This window comes from Streptomyces sp. McG3 (genome assembly GCF_018619185.1).
Taxonomy (GTDB): domain Bacteria; phylum Actinomycetota; class Actinomycetes; order Streptomycetales; family Streptomycetaceae; genus Streptomyces.
In genome coordinates this window covers 1-2,672 of sequence record NZ_JAAXYC010000527.1, presented here as the reverse complement: position 1 = coordinate 2,672, position 2,672 = coordinate 1, and the positions used below count along the sequence as shown (strand labels likewise).

The following is a 2,672-nucleotide window of genomic DNA, read 5'->3' as shown; positions in this document are numbered from 1 at the left end:
GCGGCGGACCTCGGCGGCGTCGGCCGTGGGGCTCATCGGGCGCCTCCGGGCAGGACGACGATGCGGCCGGTGCTGGTGCCGTCGGCGACGCGCTGGACGGCGTCGGCCGCTCCGGACATCGCGACGCGCTCGCTGACGAGGGGTTTGACGATGCCCTGTTCGGCGAGCTTGGTCAGTTCGTCGTGGCAGGCGCGGACGGCGGCCGGGTCCTTGGTGTTGTACAGGCCCCAGTGCAATCCGACGACGGAGTAGTTCTTCACCAGGGCGTGGTTGAGGCCCGGGGTGGGGATGACGCCGCTGGCGAAGCCGACGACGAGGATGCGACCCTCGAACGCGACGCACTTGGCGGACTTGGCGTACGCGTCGCCGCCGACCGGGTCGTAGACGACGTCCGCGCCGCGCCCGCCGGTGGCCTCCTTCACGGCGGCGACGATGTCCTCGCTCCGCCGGTCGATGACCAGGTCGCAGCCGAGCTCGCGGGCGACGGCCGCCTTCTCCGGGCCGCCGACGACGCCGATGACCTTCGCGCCCGCCGCCCTGCCGAGCTGGACGGCGGCGCTGCCGACGCCCCCGGCCGCCGCGTGGACGAGGAGGGTCTCACCGGGCTGGAGGCGGGCGCGGCGGTGCAGGCCGAACCAGCCGGTCTGGTAGCCGATGTGCAGGGCGGCCGCTTCGGCGTCGTCCAGCGCGTCGGGGGCGGGCAGCAGGGCCGCCTCGTCCGCGACGACGTAGTCGGCGAAGCCGCCGTGGGGCAGGGCGGGGGTGGCGAGGACGCGGCGCCCGTCCTCGGTGGTGCCGCACACCTCGACGCCCGGGGTGAACGGCAGCGGCGGCCGCACCTGGTACTGGCCCCGGCAGAGCAGGGCGTCGGGGAAGTTGACGTTCGCCGCGCGGACCTCGACGAGCACCTGCCCGTCGCCGGGCGTGGGCCGGTCCGTCTCCTCCAGCCGCATCACCTCGCCCGGCTCGCCGTTCCGGTGCACTCGCCATGCCTGCATGAGGGGCCTCCACAACACTGTCGGCATTACCACTGCTCCGGCGCATACTAAGCAGTCGCTTGCCGATCTGGGAACACCCCCGCACGGCCGACGGCAGGGCCCCTCAGCCCCGCTTCGGCTTCGCCCTCACATGCATGCGCTCGCCCTGCGGACCGAACAGGCTGAGGAACTCCACCGTCTCGTCCTCGGCGGGGCCGAACCAGTGCGGCAGCCGGGTGTCGAACTCGGCGGCCTCCCCCGGCCCCAGCACCAGATCGTGTTCGGCCAGCAGCAGCCGCAGCTTCCCGGAGAGCACGAACAGCCACTCGTACCCCTCGTGCGTGCGCTGCTCCGGCGGGCCGCCGCTGCCGGGCTCCTGGATCAACTTGTACGCCTGGAGGCCGCCCGGCCGGGCGGTCAGCGGCAGCATGGTCCGGCCGTGCTGCACGATCGGCTTGGCCCGCACCCGGGGATCGCCGACCGGAGCGGCGCCGATGAGATCGTCGAGCGGCACCTCGTGGGCGCGGGCGATCGGCAGCATCAGTTCGAGGCTGGGGCGACGGCCGCCGGACTCCAGCCGGGAGAGTGTGGAGACGGATATGCCGGTGGCGGCCGAGAGCGCGGCGAGGGTGACCCCGCGGTCCTTGCGCAGCCGGCGCAGGCGGGGGCCGACGCCGGAGAGAACGGACTCCAGTTCCGGGTCGTCCCGGTCGTGTTCCTTCATGCGGACATTGCAGAATCGGCAAGCCGGTTTGTCAATACGGTCAGTGCGCGAAGACCTCGAAGGTGACCGCGGGCCGGCCGCCGAACCGCTCGGCCGCGTCCTTCGCCATGCCCTCCAGGAAGGTCCGGCAGTAGCGCTCCGGGTCCTCCCGGGTCAGCGCCTCGATGTACGTGCGGTGCTCCAGCAGCGACCGGACCGAGCGTTCGAGACCCGCGGTCGCGTCGACCGCGTGGGTAGGCCGGTCGCTGCCCGCCACGGCGGTCCAGCGCACCCCGTCCCACGGATCGAGTCCCCGCTCGCCGAGTTCCGGAAAGATCCAGCGGTTGCCCGCGTCGGCGACGGCGTCCAGTGCGGCGCGCCCGACCGCGCGGTGGTCGGGGGTGTTCCAGGCGACCCCGCCCCAGGTGTCCCGGTGGTTGAGGGTGACCACCAGCTCGGGGCGGTGCCGGCGGATGGCCGCGGCGATGTCGCGGCGCAGGCCGATGCCGTACTCGATCACGCCGTCGCGGTGGTCCAGGAATTCCACGGTCCGCACGCCGACGACGGCGGCGCTCGCCCGCTGCTCCCGCTCGCGCACCGGCGCGCATTCCTCGGGCGACAGCGTGTCGATCCCGGCCTCGCCGCGGCTGGCGAGGAGGTAGACGACCTCACGGCCGCCGTCGGTCCACTCCGCCACGGCGGCGGCCGCTCCGTACTCCAGGTCGTCGGGGTGGGCGACCACGGCCAGGGCGCGCTGCCAGTCGACGGGCATGGGTTCGAGTCGCTGCGACGTCATACCGGCAGGCTACCCACGGACCGCCGGCACGGCAGGCTTCCCGGCTCCGGCACCGGGCGTGCGAGGCTGGGGTCCGGTGACGGTCACCGCGAACACGGCCGCCCGGCCCGTCCGGGCAGGGTGAGGGGCGCCCCTCACCCGCCGCTCCGGCGAACGAAAGGAACCCGCTCGTGCCCAGCCCCGCATCCCTCTCCCC

General features: G+C 73.9%; 3 protein-coding genes. All 3 read right to left on the bottom strand.

Features of this window, described 5'->3' with window-relative positions; translation table 11 throughout:
* Positions 1-32: 32 nt before the first annotated feature.
* The 3 genes from HET64_RS38090 to HET64_RS38080 all read right to left on the bottom strand — a co-directional run bounded on the left by HET64_RS38090 (position 33) and on the right by HET64_RS38080 (position 2,476).
* Positions 33-998: an NADPH:quinone oxidoreductase family protein gene (locus tag HET64_RS38090; protein WP_215111796.1), complete on the bottom strand. Its 966-nt coding sequence runs from the start codon at positions 996-998 to the stop codon at positions 33-35.
* Between the two features lie 103 nt (positions 999-1,101).
* The gene (locus tag HET64_RS38085; RefSeq protein ID WP_215111795.1) at positions 1,102-1,701 is read right to left on the bottom strand and encodes a helix-turn-helix domain-containing protein; all 600 of its coding nucleotides are present in this window, start codon (positions 1,699-1,701) and stop codon (positions 1,102-1,104) included.
* Between the two features lie 40 nt (positions 1,702-1,741).
* On the bottom strand, positions 1,742-2,476 hold the full coding sequence (locus tag HET64_RS38080) for a PIG-L deacetylase family protein (RefSeq protein WP_215111794.1): 735 nt from the start codon (positions 2,474-2,476) through the stop codon (positions 1,742-1,744).
* Positions 2,477-2,672: the final 196 nt, after the last annotated feature.